General features: G+C 48.4%; 17 protein-coding genes. 8 read left to right on the top strand and 9 right to left on the bottom strand.

The window, feature by feature from the left end; genetic code table 11:
* Window positions 1–79: 79 nt before the first annotated feature.
* Window positions 80–493 (bottom strand): CoA-binding protein, encoded by a 414-nt coding sequence (locus IEV89_RS04985; RefSeq protein ID WP_188471007.1) that lies wholly within the window; start codon window positions 491–493, stop codon window positions 80–82.
* Between the two features lie 200 nt (window positions 494–693).
* Between IEV89_RS04985 and IEV89_RS04990 the strand changes: the two genes are divergently transcribed.
* Both IEV89_RS04990 and IEV89_RS04995 read left to right on the top strand, forming a co-directional pair.
* A complete protein-coding gene (locus tag IEV89_RS04990) occupies window positions 694–1,350 on the top strand; it encodes a DUF2057 family protein (RefSeq protein WP_188471009.1) in 657 nt (218 codons plus the stop codon).
* 145 nt (window positions 1,351–1,495) lie between these two features.
* The gene (locus IEV89_RS04995; protein ID WP_188471011.1) at window positions 1,496–1,957 is read left to right on the top strand and encodes a methylglyoxal synthase; all 462 of its coding nucleotides are present in this window, start codon (window positions 1,496–1,498) and stop codon (window positions 1,955–1,957) included.
* A 61-nt stretch (window positions 1,958–2,018) separates the two neighbouring features.
* On the opposite strand, the gene helD is transcribed toward IEV89_RS04995, so the two are convergent.
* Window positions 2,019–4,073 carry a DNA helicase IV gene (helD, locus tag IEV89_RS05000; RefSeq protein ID WP_188471013.1) on the bottom strand — a complete coding sequence of 685 codons (2,055 nt, stop codon included), beginning with the start codon at window positions 4,071–4,073 and terminating at the stop codon, window positions 2,019–2,021.
* A 191-nt stretch (window positions 4,074–4,264) separates the two neighbouring features.
* Between helD and IEV89_RS05005 the strand changes: the two genes are divergently transcribed.
* Window positions 4,265–4,726 (top strand): YccF domain-containing protein, encoded by a 462-nt coding sequence (locus IEV89_RS05005; protein WP_188471015.1) that lies wholly within the window; start codon window positions 4,265–4,267, stop codon window positions 4,724–4,726.
* 55 nt (window positions 4,727–4,781) lie between these two features.
* Window positions 4,782–6,923, top strand: coding sequence for a YccS family putative transporter (yccS, locus tag IEV89_RS05010; RefSeq protein ID WP_188471017.1), 2,142 nt, complete (start codon window positions 4,782–4,784; stop codon window positions 6,921–6,923).
* Window positions 6,924–6,963: 40 nt separating this feature from the next.
* On the opposite strand, the gene IEV89_RS05015 is transcribed toward yccS, so the two are convergent.
* Window positions 6,964–7,590: a TfoX/Sxy family DNA transformation protein gene (locus IEV89_RS05015; protein ID WP_188471367.1), complete on the bottom strand. Its 627-nt coding sequence runs from the start codon at window positions 7,588–7,590 to the stop codon at window positions 6,964–6,966.
* A gap of 219 nt (window positions 7,591–7,809) precedes the next feature.
* Between IEV89_RS05015 and sulA the strand changes: the two genes are divergently transcribed.
* On the top strand, window positions 7,810–8,316 hold the full coding sequence (sulA, locus tag IEV89_RS05020; protein WP_188471019.1) for an SOS-induced cell division inhibitor SulA: 507 nt from the start codon (window positions 7,810–7,812) through the stop codon (window positions 8,314–8,316).
* 293 nt (window positions 8,317–8,609) lie between these two features.
* Entirely contained in the window at window positions 8,610–9,677 is a 1,068-nt protein-coding gene (gene ompA / locus IEV89_RS05025; RefSeq protein WP_188471370.1) for a porin OmpA, read from the top strand.
* Window positions 9,678–9,798: 121 nt separating this feature from the next.
* Here the strand turns inward: ompA and matP are convergent, their stop codons facing one another.
* Complete coding sequence (matP, locus tag IEV89_RS05030; protein WP_188471021.1) at window positions 9,799–10,254, bottom strand: macrodomain Ter protein MatP; 456 nt, start codon at window positions 10,252–10,254, stop codon at window positions 9,799–9,801.
* Window positions 10,255–10,464: 210 nt separating this feature from the next.
* On the opposite strand from matP, the gene IEV89_RS05035 reads away from it, so the two are divergent.
* Both IEV89_RS05035 and fabA read left to right on the top strand, forming a co-directional pair.
* A complete protein-coding gene (locus IEV89_RS05035; RefSeq protein WP_188471023.1) occupies window positions 10,465–12,216 on the top strand; it encodes an AAA family ATPase in 1,752 nt (583 codons plus the stop codon).
* A gap of 83 nt (window positions 12,217–12,299) precedes the next feature.
* Entirely contained in the window at window positions 12,300–12,818 is a 519-nt protein-coding gene (fabA, locus tag IEV89_RS05040) for a bifunctional 3-hydroxydecanoyl-ACP dehydratase/trans-2-decenoyl-ACP isomerase (protein WP_188471025.1), read from the top strand.
* Between the two features lie 144 nt (window positions 12,819–12,962).
* Here the strand turns inward: fabA and rmf are convergent, their stop codons facing one another.
* The 5 genes from rmf to IEV89_RS05065 form a co-directional block, all read right to left on the bottom strand.
* Window positions 12,963–13,130, bottom strand: coding sequence for a ribosome modulation factor (gene rmf, locus IEV89_RS05045; RefSeq protein ID WP_188471027.1), 168 nt, complete (start codon window positions 13,128–13,130; stop codon window positions 12,963–12,965).
* Window positions 13,131–13,406: 276 nt separating this feature from the next.
* Window positions 13,407–13,979, bottom strand: coding sequence for a membrane integrity-associated transporter subunit PqiC (gene pqiC / locus IEV89_RS05050; protein ID WP_188471372.1), 573 nt, complete (start codon window positions 13,977–13,979; stop codon window positions 13,407–13,409).
* Window positions 13,979–15,634 (bottom strand): intermembrane transport protein PqiB, encoded by a 1,656-nt coding sequence (gene pqiB, locus IEV89_RS05055; protein WP_188471029.1) that lies wholly within the window; start codon window positions 15,632–15,634, stop codon window positions 13,979–13,981. Before pqiB ends, pqiC begins: the two co-directional genes overlap by 1 nt.
* Entirely contained in the window at window positions 15,621–16,886 is a 1,266-nt protein-coding gene (pqiA, locus tag IEV89_RS05060; RefSeq protein WP_188471032.1) for a membrane integrity-associated transporter subunit PqiA, read from the bottom strand. Before pqiA ends, pqiB begins: the two co-directional genes overlap by 14 nt.
* A gap of 83 nt (window positions 16,887–16,969) precedes the next feature.
* A complete protein-coding gene (locus IEV89_RS05065) occupies window positions 16,970–18,874 on the bottom strand; it encodes an ABC transporter ATP-binding protein (protein WP_188471033.1) in 1,905 nt (634 codons plus the stop codon).
* Between the last annotated feature and the right edge of the window lie 2 nt (window positions 18,875–18,876).

Genomic DNA, 18,876 nt, shown 5'->3' on the forward strand with positions numbered 1-18,876 from the left:
GACATTGATGCCTATTTTTGTGATGAAAAACCGATCCCATGAAGATCGGTTTTTTTATGCCCGATAACCCAACCCAGGACTATTTTTCAAGGCCCAGCCTTGGGATCTCAATTTTCGGACAACGGTCCATCACCACTTTCATTCCGGCTTGTTTCGCCAGCACCGCGGCCTGCTCATTGATCACACCAAGCTGTAACCACAATACTTTTGCGCCAATATCCACCGCTTCCTGAGCCACCCCATAAGCCGCTTCTACATTACGAAAAATATCCACCATATCCACCGGCTGGGGAATGTCGGCTAGCGTCGTATAAGCCGTTTGCCCAAGCAGGGTTTTACCAGCCAGTTTCGGGCTCACCGGAATAACGTCATACCCTTGCGAGAGTAGATACGCCATCACCCCAAAACTTGGCCGTGCGGGATTATCACTGGCGCCCACTAAGGCGATGGTTTTGACCTCGTTAAGGATCGTGCTGATATCATTATCTTGCATGGCATAAACCTCATTGAAAGATGTAATGAAAGTGTAACTCAGCCCTTCGTCTTCCACAGCCTTTCACCACCGTCAACGCTGTGCAGTAATGCACGAAATGATGTTTCAAAAAGTAAAACTAGATACATTATGTAAAATTTTGACACACTCCGTGTATTGTTTGATAATAGCGATTATCGATAGCGGTAAAAGGGATGATTATGAAAGTCAGAATGATGGCCGTATTATTGTCTGTTTGCCTATTGGCACCCGCTTCTGCTACCAGTCTGAAGCTTTCTCCTGAACTGGATTTGCTGGTAATTGATGGCAAAAAGATGTCGGGCGCAATCCTCAAAGGAGCTGACAGTCTTGAAATAGATGCCGGACAGCACCAGATTTTATTTCAGGTGAGTAAAACCCTGTCCCCCGCCATCATGCCCCCTTTGACCTACCGCTCCCCGGCGATGATCGTGACTTTCAGCGCCAAAGACTTGCGTTCCGTTTCCTTGGTATTGCCGACCCTGAATAACGAAACGGACGCCGCACTCTTCAATAGAAAACTTAATTACCGCATGGTGGATGAACATGGCCAGGACGTTGCTACCCGCCGAGATGTACTGAGATCGGCGACGTTTAGCCATTCCGCTGATTTGGTAAAAATCATGATCCATTACAACCAGTCTGGTCTGAGAGCCTCTGTGCCCGATTTCGCAGCACTGGCGCAAAAGGGTGATTTAGCCGTTGATCCCACTGCACTCTCAGCGCTAATTCCGGCCAGCCAGGATCATAATCAATCTTTACCTTCTTTCTGGGCACAACTTACTGCGTCACCGCATTTCAGCCATTTTCTGTCTTGGTTCGTTCTGCCCCGCGCCTGATATCAAAGAGATTCCACCATCAACGTCACGAATTGCATTTTCATTCCCACAATTCTTGCGCTAACACTATGCAGTAAAACGCAGTTTCAGTACTCTGAATGTCTCTATACTCTGCGTTTCTGACTCTGCGTTTAAGGGATAATTGATGGAATTTACTACCCGCACTATTGCCAGGAAAAAACACATCGCGCTTGTCGCGCATGACCACTGCAAAAACATGCTGATGAAATGGGTTGATATCAATATTACCGAACTGGCAATGCACACGCTTTATGCCACGGGTACGACCGGTAATCTGGTGCAGCGTAACACCGGCATTGAAGTCAAAAGTATGTTGAGTGGCCCGATGGGGGGTGATCAGCAGGTGGGAGCAATGATTGCGGAAGGGAAAATCGATATGCTGATTTTCTTGTGGGATCCGCTCAATGCTGTCCCTCATGACCCCGACGTGAAGGCCCTGCTACGTCTGGCCACCGTGTGGAATATTCCGGTGGCCACCAATCTGGCAACCGCAGATTTTCTGATTGCGTCACCGTTGTTTAAGTCAGAAGTGGATATTTCTATTCCTGACTACCCGCGCTATTTGCAGTCACGTCTGAAAGAGTAACCCCGTCATCTGCCCGTCAAAATCACACCATGATGTATGTGACGGGCATCTTCGCAATGGGTCATGGTTTGCGCTGAACCGGTACACCCAGATTGTCCAGCTGTTCGACAAACACTGACGGCTGAGACTTATTCTGCATTAACCAAACATTATGCTTCGCGCGAGTCATCGCGACGTAAAGCAGGCGTCGCTCCTCGGCATCATCAAAGTCCTCAGGTTTCGGCAGCAATACCTGTTCCAAAATCGACTCACGCGCAGCCGCTGGGAAACCGTCATTGCCTTCGTCCAGACCGACAATGATCACATATTCAGCCTGCTGACCTTTGCTGGCGTGGATTGTCATAAACGCGATATTCAACTGAGGCCAGCGTGTCGCGGCTTTCTGCAACACCTCAGGGCGTCGGTGATGGTAGCGGGCCAGAATGAGGATCTGCTCATCGGATTTGGCAAAACCACTGAGCTTGTCCAACAGCGCATCCAGTTGCTCTTCGGGCAGGATCACTATGGCTTTTTTATTCCCCTTCGTCAGGCTGTTTAGCGGCTTCTTCAATTGGTAGGGATTTTGCTGCACGAACTTGTTAGCGATTTCCCCGATACGATCGTTGAAACGATAGGTGGTATCCAGTGCACATTGTGCACCGTCACCAAAGTTAGCTGCAAAAGCCGTGGTCAGTGACAGCTCTGCGCCGCTGAAACGATAAATAGCCTGCCAATCATCACCCACAGCGAATAGGCTGGTATGGCTGTTTTGCTGCCGTAGGGCGGATAACAGGCGCGCACGCTGAGGTGAGATGTCCTGAAACTCATCAACCAAAATATGCTTCCATGGACTGATAAAGCGTCCTTTCTCAAGAATATTCACTGCCTGATGGATAAGACCAGAAAAGTCGACAGCATCTTCCGCCTTCAATGCTGCTTTCCAGGCTTTCAACAGCGGGGCCATTAGTCGGATACGTTTCTGAAAAAGATCGCGCACCTCTTCAGAAGCTTGTTCGACCATCTCAGCCTGGCTACCGCCGTGCATCCGCATCAAACCGAGCCAGCGTTCAAGCCGGCTGCCAAGACGTTCGCTCAGCGCTTTATCTTTCCAATAATCACCTTCGGGAACCACCCATCCCAGCTCTTCAGTCATCCATTGTCGCCAACCACTGGCCTGTACTTTTTTCTCGGCACATTGCTGCTGCCAGGTTTTGATCAACAAACTGCGGCGGGATTTACTGTCGGTTTCCAGCTTACTGATTTTTGGCGTTTTCTTACTGCCTTCCTGAATGATGTGCAGCGCCAGCGCATGGAAAGTTTTCGCCTTGATACTGCTGGTACTAAGGCGTTCTTTGATTCGACCGTTCATTTCATCCGCTGCCTGCCGGCCAAAAGCCAGCAACAGGATCTGTTCCGGATGGGCCTCTTGCCGATGCAATAGCCATCCAGCACGCGCCACGAGAACAGAGGTTTTACCACTGCCCGCACCGGCTAAGACCAATACGGCATCTTCGCCGTTGACCACGGCGCGGCACTGACTGTTATTAAGGGGTGTGGTTTCAATACTGTCGAAGAAATCGCGGTTTTGTTCGATCACCCGTTCGGTCCAGACAAGATTACGCTGATCAACACGTTGTACGCCCTGCCGAAGCCATTTAAGGCAGAGTTCGTAATCTTCACGGCAATTGTCAAACTCGCCAAGACGCTCTACGGGAACTGGCACCGCAGAGAAAGCCGCCGAAATGCCTTGCTGAACAGCCTTCAGCTCACTTTTTTTGAACCATTTATCTTGCTGCTCAATACGCGCAATATTTTCAGCTTGCTCGTGCATAACACCCGCACTGACTTCGCTCATCTCCTCACTCCAGCGCTGCCAGACTTTTAGAAGATGCTGATAAAACTGCTGGGTTTCCTGCCACTCGGTGCCGTGAAGCCTGACGACTTTCTCTTCTGGCAGTTCAAACTCCAATTCACCCCACACGATGCCGCGTTTGCATCGGATGTGAACGAGTTGATTGAAAGGGATAAGGTAGTGATGTTTATCGCCACTGACTTCCACGCCTGCATTGAGCAATCGCACCCGGTTATAAGGATGCTGTGCCAGATGTTTCCCGAATGAAGTCGATTTCAGTTCCATATCATCACGCCATTGTTCTCACTGTAAAAGCCGCTAATTGATAGCGGGTTATTAATTAAGGAGTTGCTGGCAGTTTACCTGCAACAAGCACTGGCGCTCTACCCCCCCAATCAGGGTAGAATAAAAAGAGCTGAATTTCCGTTAACGCCATGGCGTTAACTACCTGTTTCTGATTTGAGTCGAGTGATGACATGCGTGCTATTTTAAATGTTCTGAATTTTATATTAGGTGGTGCGTTTACCACTCTCGCCTGGCTGCTGGCTACTCTCGTCAGTATTGTGCTGATTTTCACTCTGCCATTGACACGCTCTTGCTGGGAAATCACCCGTTTGTCACTGGTCCCTTTCGGCAATGAAGCGATGCACGTGAATGAATTGTACCCGGAAAAACGCAATGCCGTATTGTCCGGCGGCGGGACCCTGCTGAATATATTCTGGTTTCTTTTTTTCGGCTGGTGGTTGTGTCTCTGCCATATTTTTGCAGGCATTGCGCAGTGTTTAACTATTATCGGCATTCCGGTTGGCATCGCTAATTTCAAAATTGCCGAGATTGCTCTGTGGCCAGTCGGCCAGCGGGTGGTCTCCGTCGAACTGGCAAAACAGGTTCGTGAAGCCAATGCCCGTAGCAATCTTGCCAATGGACGGATTCGGTAAGTATCGCCCGACTTTTTAGCTATTACATCAGCCTTTATGTCACATGGAGTTCGTCGTGCTCTCTTTTGCTCCGGGTTTAAGGCGTTACGCCTACAACAGCAATGTCCTTTATAACATCCGTATTTTTATCGCGCTAACCGGGGCAGCACTGGTTCCATGGTGGTTACACCTCCCGACATTGACCATCCCATTAACACTAGGTGTCGTGGCTGCAGCACTGACGGACCTGGATGACAGATTGACCGGACGACTGCGTAATTTGTTGATCACACTGGTCTGTTTTTTCATTGCATCGGCTTCCATCGAACTACTATTTCCTTACCCTTGGTTGTTTGCCTTAGGGTTGATGGTCTCCACCTGCGTTTTTATTTTGCTCGGCGCATTAGGGCAACGCTATGCCACCATCGCCTTCGGTGCACTGCTGATAGCGATCTACACCATGCTAGGTACCAGCATGTTCCACATCTGGTATCAGCAGCCCGTATTACTCTTATGCGGCGCTATTTGGTACAACCTGCTGACATTGTCCGGGCATCTCCTCTATCCTATTCGGCCATTACAAGATCTCATTTCACTCTGTTATCAACGCCTTGGATATTTCCTGGAAGCCAAAGCTGCACTGTTCGATCCTGATCAGGAAGGTGATAACAATAAACAGCTGGTGGAGCTGGCGATGGCGAATAGTCAGTTAGTCGCCACGCTGAATCAGACCAAAAATACGCTGCAAACTCGCCTGAAAGGTGATCGGGGGCAGAAAGGAACGCGTAGGACACTGCATTACTATTTTGTGGTACAAGACATTCACGAGCGAGCGAGTTCTTCCCATGTGCAATATAAAAAACTCAGCGAGCAGTTTCAGCACAGCGATATTCTATTCCGCTTTCAGCGTCTGATGAGTATGCAGGCACGTGCCTGTACTCAACTGTCACAATCTATCCTTTATCGGCAGAAATACTCCCACAATACACAGTTCGAGCTGGCTTTCTTACGCCTTGATGAGGCCCTGCAGCGCCTTGATACACAGGCACAGCACCGGAAAATGCTGCAAGCCTTGCGCCATTTACTGCGAAATCTGCGCGCCATAGACGCCCAATTGGCCAGTATCGAATCCGAGCAGACATTACCTGAAAACCAGGATGGTAAGAGCCCGTTTGCGGAAAACAAACTCACCGGTATCGACGATATCTGGTTGCGTATTTCGCGCCACCTGACGCCAAAGTCAGCGCTGTTTCGCCATGCTATCCGTATGTCGATCGTGCTCGTGGTAGGTTATGGATTCATTCAAGTCAGCGGATTGGATCACGGCTATTGGATTTTGCTCACCAGCCTATTTGTCTGCCAGCCTAACTATAACGCGACCCGGCGTCGGCTGGCACTGAGGATCATTGGCACCATTGCAGGGATTGCACTCGGAATGCCCATTTTATATTTTGTTCCTTCTATTGAAGGGCAAATGGTACTGATTGTGATCAGCGGTGTGCTGTTCTTTGCATTCCGCAATGTGCAATATGCACATGCAACCATGTTCATCACCTCGCTGGTGTTACTGTGCTTTAACCTGCTGGGTGAAGGGTTCGAAGTCGCGATTCCTCGTATCATTGATACGCTTATCGGATGTGGCATTGCATGGGCTGCGGTTAGCTTTATCTGGCCAGATTGGAAGTTCAGACAGTTGCCTATCGTCGTGGATAAGACATTCACCGCCAATTGCCGTTATCTGGATGCCATCCTGGTCCAGTACCATCAAGGTAAAGACAACGGACTTGATTACCGATTAGCAAGGCGCGATGCACACAACTGCGATGCGGAGTTGGCGTCAGTTGTCTCGAATATGACCTCCGAAAAAAATATTGATCCTGAAACTCTTGAGGCGGCATTCCGACTGCTGTGCTTAAATCACACTCTGTTGAGCTATATTTCGGCACTTGGAGCACACCGAGAGAAGTTGCATGACGCAGAAACCTTGCGCCTGCTTGATGAAGCTGCATGCTGTGTTGACGGCGCCTTGCATCATCAACCCTCAGAATCAGGGGCGATTCAAGAAGCGCTGGAACAGTTGATGGCACGTATTCAACTACGCACCACCGAGTCAGACAATAAAGAACAACTGGTTTTGCAGCAAATCGGCCTGCTGGTTGTGCATCTTCCTGAGCTAACCGAACTTAACAACAAAATTCTGCCGGTAGCTGGCGCATAATCTTCTCCCTCAGCAAAGCAGTTTTCCTGTGAACGACAATTTAGTGCGCGGAGCTGCACACCAAAGCTTGGTGCGAGATAAACCACTGGGTCAGAGAGTGACGGGTATCATGTGGCAATGCCGCTTCATGAAAGCCCAATATTGCCCCTTCGAGTGCAATCAAAACATTCAAACCCATATTTTGTTTTATTGAACACAGCTTTAAATAGGTGGAACAAGAGCCTTGCTCCCTTAACTCTGCTGAAGTTGATATTCCTACCTGCCAGAGGAGACGCTCGAGACTCAGACTAATATTGGGTAAATCTTTCAATCTCATCTCACCGTTTTTTCGTGTTTTGATATCATTGAGCATACCGTCGAGAGAACTTTTTGCCAGTTGCAAAAGACGGTCAGGATCATCCCAAAGTATCTTCCCCACCTTGAAATACCGTAATGAAATGGGGATACCTCTTTTGCGGTAAATCAGAGACTCCATCCCCATGAGGTAAAATTGTTTTTCATTCTCGGCATTGCCCCGCAGATATAGCTCTCCCTCAGAGACGAGTGCAAACATGATTCCATTTGCAGACAGGCTATAGCCGCCAAATTGAGATCTGGATTGTATATTTCCGAAAGAGGAGAACAGGTGTTTAGATTGAGAAATCCTTTTTTTTGATTGATTAATCATTGCGATATCCTTTTCATTTGTGTGTACAGACATGCCCTTTTTAGTTACCCGGACAACTAAATGCAAAATACTCAAACTCCCGCCTGGTACCAAACACAATATGCAGTTACATGAGTTTTCCTTCAAAATATGCGAGATTTCTTGGAAAAATTGGGGTTGATCTTTATCCAACCAACGAGTACTGTACATCCATACAGTAACTCACTGGCAGGGCATCTTATGCAAACTCAATACCAGGCAAATCATCGTTTAAGTGATCAGACGCTTTCCCCTGAAAAAACACAGTTCAGTCAACCGACGTCAACAAGTAATGGTCTGATCACTGAATTTGTCTACAGCGAGAGCCAGCCAGCCTTGTCACAACTCCTTTTACCCGTTCTGCAGCACCTGGGAATGCAATCACGCTGGTTGTTATGGCTTACGCCACAACAAAAACTCAGTCGTCGTTGGGTGTCTCAGTCAGGTCTTCCCGTCGGGAAAATTGTCCAGGTTAGCCAAATTAATGCGATGTCGACCGTCGATGCGATGGAAAAAGCTTTGCAGACAGGAAACTACAGCGTAGTGCTTGGATGGTTGCCTGATTTGAGCAATTCAGAGCGCGAAAGATTGAGATTGGCGGCAGTTCACGGAGGGGCATATGGGTTCATCATGAGACCAACAAATGATGCAATATCAGGTCATGGACAGCAACCAATCGCAAAAATTCAGTCATCAGTATACCATTAGTTTAAATTAAGAACATTCCTATGAAAATAGATAAAATAGCAGTGATTCATGCTAAAAAGTGCATAATTGTCGATAAAACTGGGCTAAAAGGGTGCAAGTGAACCTAGAAATTCGTCAACAAACAGCCAAACATGTTAAGAAATGTGTACGTTTTGGCTTTTCTACTATTGCAGTTGCTATATCAAGCTTGTAAGTTTCTCGCCACGTTGTAGACTTTACAACGCCAAGGTTGCTTTATAATGCCAACGTGAAGTGGCAAAGTTCTTAACGGAAGCAATAACTTTGGCTCAAGGATTTTAACCAAGGGCTTAAAATGCTTAAAGCTCAATTGGCCCATTTGGATAGCCGCCCCTAAAGATAACACCTGGTATGTCGGTGGTAAATTGGGTTGGTCCCAATACCATGACACTGGTTTCGCAAATGCTTACAAAGGTATCGGCGACGGCCCTACCCACGAAAGCCAATTAGGTGCAGGTGCGTTCTTGGGTTACCAAGCAAACCCGTACCTGGGCTTTGAAATGGGATATGACTGGCTTGGCCGTATGCCTTATAAAGGCGATACCCAAAATGGCGCGTTCAAAACACAAGGCGTTCAGCTGGCTGCTAAATTGAGCTACCCACTGACTGACGATCTGGACGTTTACACTCGTCTGGGTGGTATGGTTTGGCGTGCGGATGCCACCGGTATCGATACCGCTGGCAACCGTATCAGCGATCACGACACTGGTGTTTCTCCACTGGCAGCCGTTGGTTTCGAATATGCTGTAACCAAAAACTGGGCTACCCGTCTGGATTACCAGTGGGTTAACAACATCGGTGATGCTGCTACTGTTGGCGCACGTCCTGATAACGGAATGCTGTCTGTAGGTGTTTCTTACCGTTTCGGTCAAGATGATGCAGCTGCTCCAGTTGTTGCACCAGCACCAGCACCAGCGCCAGTTGTTGAAACCAAGAAATTCACTCTGAAATCTGACGTTCTGTTCACTTTCGGCAAGTCTAGCCTGAAACCAGAAGGCCAACAGGCTCTGGATCAGCTTTACACCCAACTGAGCGCGATGGATCCTAAAGACGGTTCTGTTGTAGTTCTGGGTTACACCGATGCTGTAGGTTCTGAACAGTCTAACCAGAAACTGTCTGAGCAACGTGCTCAAACTGTTGTTGATTACTTAGTTTCTAAAGGCATCCCGTCAGATAAAATCTCTGCACGTGGTATGGGCGAAACTAACTCAGTCACTGGCAACACCTGTGGTTATAAATCTGGTCGTGCTACTAAGGCTCAAATCTCTTGCCTGGCACCAGATCGCCGCGTAGAAATCGAAGTTAAAGGTATCAAAGACGTTGTGACCCAGCCTCAGGCTTAAGTCATCACAGACTTTAATACTGTTTAACCACAGATATGAAAAAACCCCGCTGAGGCGGGGTTTTTTATATATAAATTTTGCTGGTGACATTAAAGCGCCATGACACCCCGCTAAATGCCCCCTACTCTTTACTTCCAAGAATTTGCTGTAAGTCTTCTTTGAGTGCTGACATTTGAGTCGCGTACCTCTCCTTGCGCTCTGCATCTTCCAATAGCTGAATAATGGTATCAGATAGTGTAGCAGCACGGCGTTGAGCCAAGCCTGCCAGCCGTTGCCAGACTAAAAATTCAAGGTCGATAGATTTCTTGCGGGTGTGTTGATGTTCGGAATTGAAATGACGTTTACGCCGGGCACGGATTGTCTGCTTTAGGCGGTTCTCTAAAGCGCTATTCATGTTAACAGTAATCCACTCGAGAACTTTAACCGGTTCATTTTCTAACCTTAAAAGTTCATCAACCGCATCCTGAGCAGCACTGTTTTCTAAATGGCGGGTAATACGCTCACCTTCACGGTGCTTCTTTACCAGATATTTCCATTTCCAACCGCTCTCAAGATTTTCCAATTGCTGATATTTCATCGTGAGCTCTTCTGTGACCCCGTAACTTTGTTAAGCATAACAGCTTTATTTCAATTTTCACTGCAAATAAATCATGCTGCTTTGCTCGTTTTTTGCACGGATAAACCTCATCTGCGCTGACGAAGGTCTTAACCGTGACTCTCACTGTATGCAGCAGTGTGAATTCTTGTATAATCGCCCTTTCCCTTTTTAAAGATCACAGCTAACACATTGACCAATAACCGACTTGATTGGCAGCTATTACTGCCTGATACCGCGCCTTACGAGGCAACATTCGCAACGGCTGCTGAGTTGGCCCCAGTTGATTTCGCTGTTATACAGCCAAGACTGGAAAATGGTTTAACGCTGTTTTGTCATCCGCTCTCGCGCACACGCTTTATGACCATTAAGGCGCTCGAAAGCCGTGAGTATTTGTCACGAATTACGGATGTCGTTAAGCAGATCTTGCCTGAACAAAAAGATGTCGTCGGCTCCCGATATATTATCAGTGGCAGCCAGATCACTCTGGAACCTGCACAATCTGTAGATGATACCTTTGCAGCAAAACTCTCCTGCCACTTCCAGGAATGGATTGAATCAGAGCAGTTGTTTGGCTGTGTACGATTGTACAAGGATCAAATTCAGCTTGAGCCTGGCTTGATTCATCAGTTAAATGGTGGCGTGCTGATCCTCTCAGTACGTTCTCTGCTAGCCCAACCGCTGATGTGGTTGCGTCTCAAACAGATGATCTCGAATGGCTGGTATCACTGGACCTCTCCAGATGAAAGCCGTCCTCTGCCTGTTTCCATCCCACCTATGGCGCTGGATATTCGTCTGATACTGGTCGGCGATCGCATTTCGTTGGGTGAATTCAACGAGATGGAATCCGAACTGCTGGAATCTGCGGTATATGGTGAATTTGAAGCTGACCTGCCACTCACCGAACCCAGTGATATGGGAATCTGGTGTGGCTATATCAATACGCTGGCAGATGAGTTGGATATCCCCCGTCTGGCGGCAGACGCATGGCCAGCTTTACTCAGACTCGCCATCCGATATAGCACCGATCAAGGTAGCCTGACACTCTGCCCCGCCTGGCTTAGTGCTCAGCTTACTGAAGCGGCATTATACAATGAAGACGAGCTGCTAAGTCTGAAGGCCTTTGAGGCTGCTATCAACGCACGCGCGTGGCGCGAAAGCTATTTGCAAGAGCGCATGCAAGATGAGATTGAGCTCGGGCAAATTCGTATTGAAACCGAAGGCGAAGTCATTGGTCAGATCAACGGTCTGTCGGTGCTGGAATACCCGGGTCACCCGAGAGCTTTTGGTGAACCTTCCCGTATAAGCTGTGTCGTACATGCCGGCGATGGTGAATTCACTGACGTCGAACGTAAAGCAGAATTGGGCGGTAATCTACATGCTAAAGGTATGATGATTATGCAGGCTTTCCTGATTTCTGAGCTGGAACTTGACCAGCCTCTCCCATTCTCCGCGTCGATTGTTTTCGAACAATCCTATGGAGAAGTGGACGGTGACAGCGCATCGCTGGCAGAACTCTGTGCGCTGGTAAGCGCGCTTTCACTGCAACCCATCAACCAGCAGATTGCCGTGACCGGTTCCGTTGACCAGTTTGGTAACGTACAACCTATTGGTGGCGTGAATGAGAAAATCGAAGGGTTCTTCGAAGTTTGTCAGCGTCGCGGATTGACCGGTAAACAAGGGGTTATTTTGCCCACCAGCAATGTGCGTAATCTGTGTTTACACCCGCAGGTGCTGGATGCCGTTCGTGAAGGCCAGTTCCATTTATGGGCAGTTGATAACGCCGCTGAAGCGTTGCCGATCCTGACCGGTTTGATTTACTCATACGAAGAACAGGCTGAAGAAGTACGTCCAAGCTTGCTGGGTTTGATTCTAGAACGTATCGCGCTGGCTTTGCCACACGAACGTCGCCGTTACCCCTGGCCTCTTCGCTGGTTGAACTGATTCAACCGCCGCTGATCGGAGTTGTTCAGCTTATATCTCTTAGCTAAACTCCGTCCTTCAATAAAATAAGGCTTATATAGAACATGGTAGATAAACGCGACTCCTATACGAAAGAAGATCTTGAGGCCTCTGGCCGTAGTGAACTTTTTGGTGCCGGTGGCCCGCCATTGCCATCTGGCAATATGTTGATGATGGATCGTATCGTCAAAATGCAAGAAGACGGCGGCACTCATGGCAAAGGCTATGTTGAAGCTGAGCTGGATATCAACCCTGATTTGTGGTTCTTCGGCTGCCACTTCATTGGTGATCCAGTGATGCCAGGCTGCCTCGGTCTGGATGCCATGTGGCAGCTGGTTGGTTTTTATCTGGGCTGGCTCGGTGGAGAAGGCAAAGGCCGTGCACTGGGTGTCGGTGAAGTTAAATTTAGCGGTCAGGTATTGCCTACAGCCAAAGTCGTGACTTACAGATTGAACTTTAAACGCGTGATCAACCGTAAACTGATCATGGGTGTGGCTGACGGTGAAGTCCTGGTTGATGGCCAGGTTATCTATACCGCCACAGATCTTAAAGTGGGTCTTTTCAAAGACGCTGCTGCTTTCTGATAGAACGGTCTCCGTTTCCCCTTAAAAAACGAATATGGCGACATATTCGTTTTTTGTCGTTTCCGTCATCAATGTTTTGTCTGGGGCAGAAATGAAAACCTCCGCACTTAGCGGAGGTTGTTCCTTTTTCTGACAGAGCGCCTATTAAGCGGTAAATGCTCTGATCTCCATGGCTTGTCGCCACCCCCCGAGCCAATGTGATCGGGCATCTAATGATTGATAGGGGCAAATCTCTTTCGAACGGCCGCCTATTCCAGCTTGGTAACCCCGTGATAATGCCCTTTCCAGGCGATCGCGTTTTTGTCTCTTCATGCCTTATTTCCCTTATTTATTCAGGTTCATGCGGAAAGAAAACAGTGGCCCACATTTGCGTCCACACTTAACAAATAGCTGCAATCACCAAAGAGGTCAATGCTCAAATTTCACGCCAATGTCATATTTGTAAGGTATTTTATCTGATCGCGTGCGAGCTAATCGCGCCATAGAAATCTCATCTGGCTGATCATAAATAAAAAATCCCGGACGCTGAGCATTCAGCACCCGGGATTTTATGTGTTTAGCTTAAATAAAATTAAGCTTAAAAAATGTTCATTTTATCTGTTTAGCAATTTGGCCTGCCTCTTGCTGCCAACCAACTGCAAGGATGCGTACCAGTGCATCATAACCATCTTCATTCTGTTTCAGTGTCAGATTGAAATTTCGCTGAGTCGTCTGGCCATTGTGTGTCAGTACCCAGCTTCCGCTAATCAGTGCACTACCATCATAACGACCATGGAAGCCTGTCACGTTGACGTTAAGAACGTCCTGTTCGACGCTGCTGGCGGGTTGTGCTGAGACAACTCGTCCCGGCAAGTCACGTCCCAGATATGTCACTAATGACTGCTGAAGCTGCTGATCTAGCGGACTCGCCCAAAGGTTGTTTTGTGTTAACACGTATTGGACGTCATTGGTCTGAAACACCAGACCATTACCTGCCAGATAGTCCGCCACGCTGACATTTTCCACCCACAACTGCCGTTGAACACCTTGTGGCACTATACTGCTGCCGCTGGTGGTTCCCGTTGTACTGCTAAGTATAGGCAGCTGGTAGTAGGTTTTATGGTCACTGCTGCTACAAGCCGTTAGAAATAATGCTAAGACGACAGGTATCCATTTCATTATTATTTGGCCTTTTTTGGCTGAGGATCATCTTGCCCAGGGGCTGCAAAAATCAGTGCATTGCTTTTCTGATTCAGTGTTTTCAGAACCGGTTGCAGTTCACGCAGGGTTTTATCCAGACTTTGCATATCTCCAACCAGATTACGGTATGCCGGTGAACCCGGCTGGAAACCTTTCAGACTGCGGTTCAACTGGATAAGCGTTTGCTGCATATCTTGCGGTAAAGCTTTCATCTCTTTACTGTTCACAATACTATTCAGTGAATCAAGCGTTCTCTGCATCGCTTTCATCGTTTTCTGACTTTCAGCCAGTGAACTTGTCGCTTCTCGCAGCATCGGCTCAATTGGCAGACCATTGATCTTGTCAAGAGTGGCCATCAATTTCTGTTGAATCTGTGTAAATCCACCGCTGACAGTTGGCAAGATCTTAACACCCTGCATTTCAGCAGGTCCTGTCCAAGGTTTCTCCTTTGGATAGAAATCAAGATCGACATACATCAAACCTGTTAACAGGTTGGCAGTCTTCATCGAGGCACGCAGACCGTTGGCAATGCCAACTTTGATGTGCTCATTCACATCAAAATTGTTACCCAATAACTTCTCGAACCGGTCAGGTTCAATCCGAATCAATACTGGAATACGGTAATCGCTTTCGATCTGCTGTTTAAACCCAAGCATGGCATAAGGCACTTCTGCAACAGTGCCCATACGTATGCCTCGAAATTCCACCGGTGCGCCGGGTTGCAGGCCGCGTACGGAGTCGGAGAAGAACAGCACGTAATCCATATGACGGGTATACAGCGATTCCTGAATACTTTTCTGATCGTCAAATAGTTTATATTTATCGCCAGTTTTAGCGTCTTTGCCTTTCTCCCAGCCATTGGGAACATCAAAACTGACACCCCCGCTAAACAACGTGGTGAGTGATCCCATTTCTACACGCATACCCTGCGCAGACATGTCGAAGTTGACACCGCTGTCTTTCCAGAAACATACGTTATCCGTGACCAGAGAATCGTAAGGAGCGCGAATAAAAAGTTGATATTTGATGTTGCGGGCTTTCGGATCAAAATGGCTAGTTTCCACTGTACCGACCTGGAATCCGCGAAACAGCACCGGATCGCCGGGGCTAAGCTGACCGGAACGTTCACTCTCCAGAACGACGCGGATCCCTTTAGCATCAGGAGATGCCAGGGGCGGCGAATCATCCAACGTATATTCAGCTTTCTCATCACCTTTATTGCCCGGCTGCAGTTGAATATACGCACCGGACAATAGTGTGCCTAAACCGGAGACACCTTCCCGGCCAATCTGCGGTTTGACCACCCAAAATACGGAGTCTTCACGCAGCATTTTTTCCATCCCTGTGTTTAGACGCGCTTTAATAATCACTTGTTGCAGGTTGTCGCTCAGGATGACACTTTCCACTTTACCGACATCGACATTGCGACTTTTTATGGTCGTTTTACCACCTTCAATGCCCTCTGCCGAGGTGGTAACCAGCGTGACTTCAGGTCCCTGATTACTGTAATGGTAGAACAGGATCCATGCACCAATCAGCGCTGTGACAATAGGGATGATCCACACTGGAGACCAGCGTTTGATCTTCTCGACTTTCGCCGTACCGCTCTGTTCATCGTCGATTTTATTTTCCGCCATCTTGTTGCACCTTTAAAGACTGAACTCCGGCTCGATCCCAAATCAACCTTGGGTCGAAAGTCGCCGCCGCGAGCATAGTAAGAATAACGACCCCAGCAAATAGCAGTACGCCGATGTCCGGATAGATACTCATTAATTTCCCCATTCTGACCAATGCAGAAAGCACGGCGATGACGAATACGTCGATCATTGACCACCGGCCAACAAATTCGACCATTTCATAAATCACATGCAATCTCTCTCTGTCGATCTGCTTGTCGCTGTTGGCATCCCAACACAACCAACCAATCGCCAGCATTTTCAATGTAGGGACCATGATACTGGCAATAAAAATCACCATGGCAACAGGATAAGAGCCGTCACTCCATAACAGCACAACGCCGGCCATGATGGTGGAGGTGATTTTAGTCCCCAGCGCCTGAGTGATCATGATGGGCAATAAATTAGCGGGAATATAAAGGAGAATCGACGTCACTAATAATGCCATAGTCCATTGCAGACTGTTTTTACGCCGGGCATATCCTTTGGTTTCGCAACGGCTACACTCGGACTGATTGACCGGCAAAATAGCCATGCAACAGTGGCAAGAACGTAACCCTTGACTCAAACCGCTCTCTCCAATACGCAACGGTTGCGCTAACCGCGGTGCGGGTCCAACCTGCTGCCATAACCCGTAGCGGTCAGTACATTGAAAGGCGCGTAATTGAAGCAGGCAGAAAAGGACATAGGGAATGAAACTGGTGCCAATACCGACATCACCGTAAGCCATCAGTTTAACGAAACTGACCAGCACACCAGCAAGGAAAATCTCTACCATGCACCAGGCCTTTAAACGAAACAGCATGCGCGCAATACTCACTTTCCAGTGAGCTGAAAGCCGGGTATTCATGTAAAGTACAATAATTGACAGCATGCAAATGGCAGGCAGTAATTGCACCACGATCATAAATAAGGAGGCCATACTGGTGTAGTTTTCAGAGACCAGTAACTGTGGAATTTGGATCAACGTAACTTCACTACCAAGACCGGCCACCTTCATGTTAACGAAGGGGAAAAGATTGGATAACAGCAGCATAAACAGCGCGCTGATGGCAAAGCTGATAGGACGTCTGCGGGGATCTTTCCAGCGCGATGTTAGCGTGGTGTGACAACGTGGACATTTTGCCTTTTGCCCGATGGCAATAGCAGGGATCTCCACCAACAAATCGCATTGGGGACACAAAATGTGCGGGTCATGAATATGAGAACACACAGTCAACTCCTCAACGGCGGAAGATACCTAAGACCTGCGCAGACCAATAGATCCATTATTCACCTGCGCAGGATGATGCAGCTTTAGCCGTTTTTCTGCGTTTCCAACGCTTCCCAACGTTCAAAGGCCTGCTCTAACTCTTGTTCGACAACCGCCAGCGCCTTTACGACTTGCTGGGTTTCATCATGCGGACGGGTGAAAAAATCGGCGTCACTCATTTGTTGCTGTAAAATAGCGATCCGCCCTTCCAACTCACTGATTTGCTGAGGCAGTAGCTCAAGTTCGCGTTGTTGATTATAGCTGAGCTTATTGGCAGAGCGTTTAGCAGATTCTGCTTTGGGCTGTGACACCACTTTGGTCTCTGAGGCCGCAACCTGGCGGATGGGCTTCTGGTTACGACGCTGCTGTTGCGCATCATGGTAACCCCCAACATAGCTGTTAATCACGCCGTTGCCTTCATAAATCCAGCATTCGGTTGCCGAGTTATCAACAAACTCACGGTCATGGCTCACCAGCATTACGGTGCCCTGATAGCTGTCGATCATCTCTTCCAGCAACTCCAGCGTTTCTACATCCAGGTCATTGGTCGGTTCATCGAGAATCAACAGGTTACTTGGACGCAGGAACAATTTTGCCAGCAGCAGACGGTTACGTTCGCCGCCTGACAGCGCTTTCACCGGTGTCATCGCGCGTTTAGGGTGGAACAGGAAGTCCTGTAGATAACCCAGTACATGGCGTGAGCGGCCATTGACCATCACTTCCTGCTTACCTTCGGCGAGGTTATCCATCACGGTACGTTCCGGATCAAGCTCCGCACGGTGCTGGTCGAAATACGCTACTTCCAGCTTGGTACCGCAGTGAACGCGGCCGCTGTCTGCCTGAATTTGACTTAGCATCAGTTTAAGCAGTGTAGTTTTACCACAACCGTTCGGACCAACCAGTGCAATTTTATCGCCGCGCATCACCTGAGCCGAGAAGTTGCTCACCAGCTGTTTACCGGCAATCGCGTAGCTGACATCTTCCATTTCGAACACAATCTTGCCGGAACTTGAGGCCTCAACCACCTGCATCTTAGCGGTACCCATCACTTCACGACGGTCAGAACGCTCTTTACGCAAAGCTTTCAGGGCGCGTACACGGCCTTCATTACGGGTACGACGGGCTTTGATGCCCTGACGGATCCACACCTCTTCCTGTGCCAGTTTTTTATCAAACTCGGCGTTCTGCAGCTCTTCAACGCGCAACGCTTCTTCTTTCGCCAGCAGGTAAGCTTCATAGTTACCCGGATAGGACACCAGTTTGCCGCGATCGAGATCGACAATACGGGTTGCCATGTTGCGGATAAATGAACGGTCATGGGAAATGAAGATGATACTGCCCTGGAATTCCTTCAGAAACTCTTCCAGCCAGGCAATACTTTCGATGTCCAGGTGGTTGGTCGGTTCATCAAGCAATAATACCTTCGGAGAACTGACCAGCGCACGGCCCAGCGCAGCTTTACGCAGCCACCCACCGGAAAGGGAAGTCAACTCAGCATCGGCATCCAGACCCAGTTGCAACAACACTTCGCTGATGCGACTGTCGAGCTGCCACAGACCTTGGTGATCAAGAATTTCCATCACCTGAGAGAGCTTATTCAAGTTTCTCTCACTTGGGTCAGTTTCTACCAGATGCGAAATCGCATGATAGGCCTTGAGATGTTCAGCCTGTTCAGACACGCCTTCAGAGACGAAGTCAAACACAGTGCCGACTACATTACGGGGCGGATCCTGCTGTAGACGCGCGACGATTAAATCCTGCTCGTAAACGATACGACCGTCATCGAGTGGCACTTCGCGGTTGATGATTTTCATCAGCGTCGATTTACCGGCGCCGTTACGACCGACCAGACAAACGCGTTCGTTCGGTTCGATGTGTAATTCGGTGTTATCTAACAAAGGCGAGTCACTGAATGACAGCCAGGCACCTGACATACTGATTAACGACATAA

The sequence above is a fragment of the Hafnia psychrotolerans genome (assembly GCF_014639435.1).
GTDB classification, from domain to species: domain Bacteria; phylum Pseudomonadota; class Gammaproteobacteria; order Enterobacterales; family Enterobacteriaceae; genus Ewingella; species Ewingella psychrotolerans.

Coding starts and splice junctions, on each gene's coding strand:
- IEV89_RS04995 (WP_188471011.1), top strand. CDS start 1,496: ATGGAATTTACTACCCGCACTATTGCCAGGAAAAAACACATCGCGCTT.
- matP (WP_188471021.1), bottom strand. CDS start 10,254: ATGAAATATCAGCAATTGGAAAATCTTGAGAGCGGTTGGAAATGGAAA.
- sulA (WP_188471019.1), top strand. CDS start 7,810: ATGCAAACTCAATACCAGGCAAATCATCGTTTAAGTGATCAGACGCTT.
- pqiB (WP_188471029.1), bottom strand. CDS start 15,634: ATGGCGGAAAATAAAATCGACGATGAACAGAGCGGTACGGCGAAAGTC.
- helD (WP_188471013.1), bottom strand. CDS start 4,073: ATGGAACTGAAATCGACTTCATTCGGGAAACATCTGGCACAGCATCCT.
- rmf (WP_188471027.1), bottom strand. CDS start 13,130: ATGAAGAGACAAAAACGCGATCGCCTGGAAAGGGCATTATCACGGGGT.
- IEV89_RS04985 (WP_188471007.1), bottom strand. CDS start 493: ATGCAAGATAATGATATCAGCACGATCCTTAACGAGGTCAAAACCATC.
- IEV89_RS05065 (WP_188471033.1), bottom strand. CDS start 18,874: ATGTCGTTAATCAGTATGTCAGGTGCCTGGCTGTCATTCAGTGACTCG.
- IEV89_RS05005 (WP_188471015.1), top strand. CDS start 4,265: ATGCGTGCTATTTTAAATGTTCTGAATTTTATATTAGGTGGTGCGTTT.
- IEV89_RS05015 (WP_188471367.1), bottom strand. CDS start 7,590: ATGATTAATCAATCAAAAAAAAGGATTTCTCAATCTAAACACCTGTTC.
- IEV89_RS04990 (WP_188471009.1), top strand. CDS start 694: ATGAAAGTCAGAATGATGGCCGTATTATTGTCTGTTTGCCTATTGGCA.
- fabA (WP_188471025.1), top strand. CDS start 12,300: ATGGTAGATAAACGCGACTCCTATACGAAAGAAGATCTTGAGGCCTCT.